7 protein-coding genes and 1 pseudogene are annotated in these 5,857 nt (G+C 70.2%); 6 read left to right on the plus strand and 2 right to left on the minus strand.

Annotated elements, in window-relative coordinates:
- Window positions 1-336: 336 nt before the first annotated feature.
- Window positions 337-960 carry a nuclease-related domain-containing protein gene (locus tag FNX44_RS22815; RefSeq protein ID WP_228450124.1) on the plus strand — a complete coding sequence of 208 codons (624 nt, stop codon included), beginning with the start codon at window positions 337-339 and terminating at the stop codon, window positions 958-960.
- 189 nt (window positions 961-1,149) lie between these two features.
- Here the strand turns inward: FNX44_RS22815 and FNX44_RS22820 are convergent, their stop codons facing one another.
- Window positions 1,150-1,494, minus strand: coding sequence for a hypothetical protein (locus FNX44_RS22820; protein WP_143650671.1), 345 nt, complete (start codon window positions 1,492-1,494; stop codon window positions 1,150-1,152).
- Window positions 1,495-2,010: 516 nt separating this feature from the next.
- On the minus strand, window positions 2,011-2,940 hold the full coding sequence (locus tag FNX44_RS22825) for a LysR family transcriptional regulator (protein WP_143650672.1): 930 nt from the start codon (window positions 2,938-2,940) through the stop codon (window positions 2,011-2,013).
- Window positions 2,941-3,052: 112 nt separating this feature from the next.
- Here FNX44_RS22825 and FNX44_RS22830 point away from each other — a divergent pair, with 112 nt between their 5' ends.
- From FNX44_RS22830 to FNX44_RS29190, 5 genes and pseudogenes are all read left to right on the plus strand, one after another.
- Window positions 3,053-3,580, plus strand: coding sequence for a sugar O-acetyltransferase (locus FNX44_RS22830; RefSeq protein ID WP_143650677.1), 528 nt, complete (start codon window positions 3,053-3,055; stop codon window positions 3,578-3,580).
- Between the two features lie 364 nt (window positions 3,581-3,944).
- Window positions 3,945-4,394, plus strand: coding sequence for a Tat pathway signal sequence domain protein (locus tag FNX44_RS29185; RefSeq protein ID WP_143650673.1), 450 nt, complete (start codon window positions 3,945-3,947; stop codon window positions 4,392-4,394).
- Window positions 4,391-5,029, plus strand: a complete 639-nt coding sequence (locus FNX44_RS22835; RefSeq protein ID WP_143650674.1) for a class F sortase — start codon at window positions 4,391-4,393, stop codon at window positions 5,027-5,029. The genes FNX44_RS29185 and FNX44_RS22835 overlap by 4 nt, the downstream gene beginning before the upstream one ends.
- Window positions 5,030-5,123: 94 nt before the next feature.
- On the plus strand, window positions 5,124-5,615 hold the full coding sequence (locus FNX44_RS22840; protein ID WP_143650675.1) for an RNA polymerase sigma factor: 492 nt from the start codon (window positions 5,124-5,126) through the stop codon (window positions 5,613-5,615).
- Window positions 5,599-5,857, plus strand: a pseudogene (locus FNX44_RS29190) (hypothetical protein); the annotation flags it as partial. The gene FNX44_RS22840 and the pseudogene FNX44_RS29190, both read left to right, overlap by 17 nt.

Consider the following 5,857-nt stretch of genomic DNA (forward strand, 5'->3'; position numbering starts at 1 on the left):
CCATCTCCCCCTCGTCCCCCGGTCGGCCCGCGGAACGGCCCGCCTCGGATCGGCGCGGGAAGTGCACGGCGGATTGCGCCTCCGTCCGTGGCGTGCGGGACCGGGCCGCATGCCGACCGGTGAAGAACCGGATGGCGTGCGATCGCGCCCCTCGGGGGTCGGATGGTTTCACCGCCACGGATGCGGCGTTCGTATGGGGGCGCGTCGGTGGAAGCCGCGCGGCGGGGCCGGAGGCGGAGCGGAGCGCAGCCGGCCTTGACGAGGTGGAGAACCTGTAACAGCCTTCGGCTGCCGCTATGTTGGTGGCGCCTTGCCGTCGAGCCTGCGGGAGGCCACATGCTGATGCCGAACGACGACTTCGCCGCGAACCAGCCTGGGGACGCGATCCGTCGCAAGCTTGCGGAGCTGGAACCAAGCGCTGTGCGGCGCTGCTTGGCTCGATGGTCAGGCAGCGAATCAGCGCGCGAGTTACGGAGCTGGCAGAGAGGCCTTGCGGGGGAGCGCTACACGGCGCGTCGACTGCGGTCGCTCGGTCGGGACTGGCACGTCCTGCATGCGGTGCAGTATTCGTCCGGTACGGACGTGGACCATCTGGTGATCGGCCCGGGTGGGGTGTTCTCGGTGAACTCCAAGCACCACAAGGGGAAGAAGGTCTGGTACGGCGATCGGGGCGTGACCGTCAACGGTGCCTCGACACGGCACATTCCCGCCAGCCGCGGGGAAGCGCGGAAGGCCTCCGCGATCCTCACCCGAGCATCCGGGTTCGCTGTCGAGGTACGGCCCGTACTTGCTGTGGTGGGCGCGGCGAAGATCACGGTCAGGCAGTCCGCACCGCCGGTTCTGCTGGTGGCCGCCGATGACTTGGCCCGCCGGCTGAGCGGGCTGCCACCTGTTCTGCTTCCTGCGCAGGTGAACCGCGTCTACGCAGCGGCCCGGTCGGCTCGGACCTGGTCGGGGTGAGGGGCGCGACGCGTCGAACGCGTACTCCAGGACGTATGACGAGGCTTCCAGCGGTAGCCGGTGGTTCCGGCCATGAATGAGGTGGTGTCCCCGGCCGGCCGGGGACACCACCTCATTCGATCAGGGCCCGCGGGTTGCGGTGGCGGTGCCCCGGCCGGCCGGGGCACCGCATCGAGCACGGTGAATCGATCAGCAGGACTTGTTCTTGATTCCGGTGCCCTTGCGCCACAGCGCGCCGCCGTACCGGAACTCCTTCGTGGTGTTCGCGGCGATGCTGAAGGTGGGGTCCTTTCGCCACGGGATGCTCACGCTGAAGCAGGCGGTGCGGGCGCAGGAGTTCTTCACCTTGACGTACCTGCTGGAACGTTTGGTGTACCAGTCCAGGGCCTTTACACACTCCGCGGAGGCCGAGACGTTCTGCGTCGTGGCCGCCGGCTGCGCCGCCTGGGGTGCCGCTGAGGCGCTCCCCGAGGAGACTCCCATGAGGCTGCCGAGCATCAGCGCGGAGAATGCGAGGCTCGCTGTCTTGCGCATTGTTCCCCCTTCGTGGGTCTGTACGAGAGTCCGACGGCCGGCTTACGGCCGGTGTCGTCCGGCAGCCGCAGCGGACTCGGTGAAGGAAGGTTCGCACTGCCGGTCGGGCAGCTGAATGACGTCATGTGCACAGGCACTTGACTTTCAGCGCACGCGGACGACGGCGGCCTGTCCGGCGACGTCGGGGGAGGAGACGTACGCGTCGGAAGACCACGTCCACGGCGACCACCTGGGCCGACTGGACGGCCATCGCCTGCCCGGCCCTGCTGATCCACGGCACCCAGGGCGTCGTCCCGCCCGAGCAGGTCCGCGCCGTGGTCGACCGCCGCCCCGGCACGGTGTCCACCGGACTCGACGCCGACACCCCCACCGCCCCGATGCCATCCGGGACGTCCTTGCCACGCTCTGAGCATTTCCGCGCGGAGCATGCGGCTTTCCGACTCGTCGCTCGCCGGTGGTCATGGGCCGGGGGTCCGGCGAGGCGCCAAGAGCGTGTCTGCCAATTCGAGCGGTCGATCAGTGCGACACCCATGCCGGGACCCACACCTCGTCGTCGACCTGCGGTCGCGAGGCTCGCAGATAGTCCCGCAGGTCGGTCAGCACAGGATTCCGGTGCTCGGCTCGCGTGAGCAGGATGTGCGGGTAGAGCGGTGTCGGCTCGCGCAGAGGGACCCGCCGCAGACCGTAGTTGTCGGGCCACAGATACCGGTCGTCGGTGCCGACCAGGGTCGCCAGAGAGCCTGACCCGGCCAGTGCGTCCATGAGGGCTTCGTCGCCGAAGTCGGGGCCGAGCGCGTCGATGCTCAGCCCGAAGTCCTGCGAGAGCGACTGGTAGAACAGCTCCCATTCCGTGCCTGGCCTGATACCGGGGATCCAGATGCGGTGACCGACGAGGTCAGCGGGCTGGACCTGGCCCTTTCCCGCCAACGGGTGGGCGGGGCCGACCAGGAGCTGCAGAGGGACGTCCAGGAGTCGTTCGGCCCTGATCCCCGCGGGCACCTGGTCCGCAGGCAGGGCCCGGAAAGAGGCGTCAAGGCTTCCTTCGAGCACGGCCCGGGCCGCCTGAGCGGCGTTCTCCTCGCTGAGCGTGACCGCGTCAAGGGCCGTGTCGGGGCGCGAGCGGTAGAAGCGGTAGACGGCCTGGGCCGGGGCGATGCGCCGGTTGAGGACGTCCACGCGCAGGGGCCGGCTGCCGGGGCGCACGGCCCGCTCTGCCTGCGCGAGGGCTGCCAGGACCTTCTTGGCGTGCGGGAGGAAGACCTGCCCGTCCAGGCTCGGCCGCGACCCACGGGAGGTGCGCACCAGGAGCGAGGCCCCAAGGTCTCTCTCCAGGACCACAATCCTCTTGGAGACCGCCTGCTGGCTGATCCCGAGTTCGTCGGCCGCGGCCTGGAACTGCCCGGTCTCGGCGACGGCCACGAAGGTCCGTACCGCTTCGATGTCCACACCATGACTCTACTGCCACAACCAGCAGTTGTGTCTGGGGTGTGTCGGTTGTTTGATCGTGGGACTGCTGCGCTGCTGGGATCAGGGCATGTCTACTCGCACAGAGCAGGTCATGTACGTCCGGTCTCCTGAGTTCGAGCGCTATGCGGAGCGGATCGCGCAGGTCACTGACGCGACCTCCCGACTGAACGTCCTGCCGTTCAGTGACACCGAGGCCCGCGCGGAACTACTCGCGGTTGTCTTCGGTGGACCGCTGCCGGAGTCGGTGACGATCTACCCGCCCTTCTACACCGAGCACGGCCTGGCTACGACGTTCGGGAAGAACGTGTTCGTCAACCAGGGCTGCACTTTCATGGACGGCGCCGGCATCACCATCGGTGACAACGTCATGATCGCTCCGCGGGTCAGCCTCATCACCGGCGGGCACCCGCTGCCGCTGGCCGAGCGACGCGAGTACACCGCCACTGCCCCGATTGTCATCGAGGACGACGTCTGGATCGGTGCGGCCGCCGTGGTCACCCAGGGTGTGACCATCGGTGCAGGCTCTGTCGTGGCCGCCGGCGCGGTCGTCACCCGGGACGTGCCCGCCCGCACGCTGGTCGCGGGCGTACCCGCCCGAATGGTCAAGAGCATCGACTGAGCGGCCTGCCCCGGGCTGTCGGCCCGGGGCAGCAGCATCACCTGGCCTCGGTGCCTCGACATGTCTTTCGTGACGGACGCGTGAACAGGGCGTGGTCGATGGCCGCGCTGTACGGGCCGTTTCCGGTCTCGCGCTCCTTCTTGGCCCGGCGTGCCCCGCCGGGCCGCGGCATCCTCGCGCGTCTCTTCGTCTCGCGGGACGCGGCCGGGCGCAGGGCGCGTGATTGCCGTGCACTACGCGCCGGCGTGGACCGCCGCTGGCTTTGCGTTCTCTTTACAACCTGCGCTGTGGGTGTGTCGTCTCTCCGTTCGATCTGTCGCCCGCCCGGCTGTGTGGTGGGCGAACGTCGAAGGAGAGCAAGTCGATGCGTCGAACCATCTTCAGTGGCCTGGTACTTACCGGCACCGCGCTGGTGGCGGGCGTGGCGCCTGCGTTTGCCGAGGGGGCTTCCGCGGTGCCGACCCCCAGCGCGAGCGTCAGTGCCGTGCCGACTCCTGGCGCCGAACCGGCGCAAAGTGCCTCGCCTGTGCCGACGGTGCCGTCGACGGAAGCGGCGCGGGGTGCGTCTCCGGTACCGACGGTACCGACGGTACCGACGGTGCCGACGGTGCCGTCGGGCGAAGCGAGCCGACCGAGTGACGGCGGGCAGGTGCCCGTGGTGCCGTCCGGTGCGCCTGACACCGGGGCGGTGGGGGTTACTTCGGAGTCGGGTACCGATCGTGGTGGGCTGGTCGGTGGTGGGGCCGCCGCGGTGCTTGTCGCCGGCGGTGCGGCGGCCTTTGTCGTGCGGCGTCGGCGGGCGAACGGGGTATGACGCCGGTCTCCCGGCGCGCGTTCTCGGCGGCGGGCTTGGCCTTGCTGGTGGCGGGGTGCGGCAAGCGTGAAGCGGAGCAGCAGGGACCGATTTCGCGCCGCGAGGGGGTCACCGGGGCGCAGGGCAGCGGTCCCGAGGGCTCGCCGCCGGTGGTCGCGGACGTGTCGCGTGGCCTCGGGCGTTCGGTTCCGGTCAGGTTGTCGATCCCGGCTGTCGGGGTCGACACGCCGGTCATGCGGCTGGGGCTGGCGGCGGACGGTACGGCGGAGGTGCCGCCGCTCGCGGCGGACGACCGGGCGGGTTGGTACCGGTACTCGCCGACTCCGGGCGAGGTCGGCCCTGCGGTCATTCTCGGCCATGTGACGGTGGGGCGGTACGGGGACGGGGTGTTTCGTCACCTTGCCCGGTTGCGCCGGGGTGAGGTGATCGTGGTCCGCAGGAAGGACGGGACCTCGGCCACGTTCGCCGTGCACGCCGTACGAACCGTCGCCAGGGCGGACTTCCCGGTGGAGGACGTGTACGGGGATGTGGGCCGGCCGGAGCTGCGGCTCATCACGTGCGGCGGCCCGCGCACCGGCGACGAGTACCGCGACAACGTCATCGTCTTCGCCGGGTTGAGCTCCACTGCTTCCTGACCGAAGCGGCTATGGCAACGCGGGCCGGTGGTCCGGCGTCCCCCACTCCGCACACCGCACGTACGGTGCGGTGTGCTCACGACCATGGAGAGCGTTGAAACGGTCCCGAGACGCCGCGGCTTCCGAGCTGTTCGCCGTCCTCTATCCACGCCTCGCCGGCTGGTGCCGTCGCCTCGTCGACGACGACGAGACCGCGCACGAGATCGCCTCCGAGTCCTTCACTCGGCTCTGGGCCCGCTGGAGCCGGGTGGAGGAGCCTCGCGGCTTCCTCTACGTGACCGCGGCGAACCTCGTACGGGACCACTGGCGCAAGCTGGCCCGCGAGCGGCGGGCGATGCGCCGGGTGATGACGGAAGTCGAGGTGCGGCCACACGGCGAGCCGGCCGACCCCTCGGTCCGCCTGCTGGTCGAGTCGCTGCCGGAGCGGCTGCGTGTTCCGGTGCTCCTCCACTATTACGCCGACATGCCGATCCGGGAGGTGTCCGCGTTGACCGGGCGCAAGGAAGGAACGGTCAAGGCCGACCTGCACGCGGCCCGCGAACTGCTCCGCACCCACCTCAGGAGAAACCTTGACCACACGGTTTGACGACGACGCGGCGGATGCGGGCCCCGCAGCCGACGATCCCCTGGTGGTCGTTCTCCGGCCTCCCTCCGAGTACTTGGCCCCGCCGCCCGGCCGTTACACGGAGATCCGGCGCGCGGCGTCCCGCCGCCGTGTGCTGCGGACGGCGACGGGGGTGGGGGTGGCGTGCCTGGCCACGGCTCTTGTCGCGGTGCCGCTGTACCTCGTGAGGCCGGTCGCCCCCGACGCCCCGCTGACCCCCCAGC

Origin of the sequence: Streptomyces alkaliterrae, from assembly GCF_007097205.2 — a bacterium.
In the GTDB taxonomy this organism is placed as follows: domain Bacteria; phylum Actinomycetota; class Actinomycetes; order Streptomycetales; family Streptomycetaceae; genus Streptomyces; species Streptomyces alkaliterrae.

Bases quoted from the DNA above. Each gene is read 5' to 3' on its own strand.
- FNX44_RS29185 (WP_143650673.1), top strand. From the start codon at position 3,945: ATGCGTCGAACCATCTTCAGTGGCCTGGTACTTACCGGCACCGCGCTG.
- FNX44_RS22820 (WP_143650671.1), bottom strand. From the start codon at position 1,494: ATGCGCAAGACAGCGAGCCTCGCATTCTCCGCGCTGATGCTCGGCAGC.
- FNX44_RS22815 (WP_228450124.1), top strand. From the start codon at position 337: ATGCTGATGCCGAACGACGACTTCGCCGCGAACCAGCCTGGGGACGCG.
- FNX44_RS22835 (WP_143650674.1), top strand. From the start codon at position 4,391: ATGACGCCGGTCTCCCGGCGCGCGTTCTCGGCGGCGGGCTTGGCCTTG.
- FNX44_RS22830 (WP_143650677.1), top strand. From the start codon at position 3,053: ATGTACGTCCGGTCTCCTGAGTTCGAGCGCTATGCGGAGCGGATCGCG.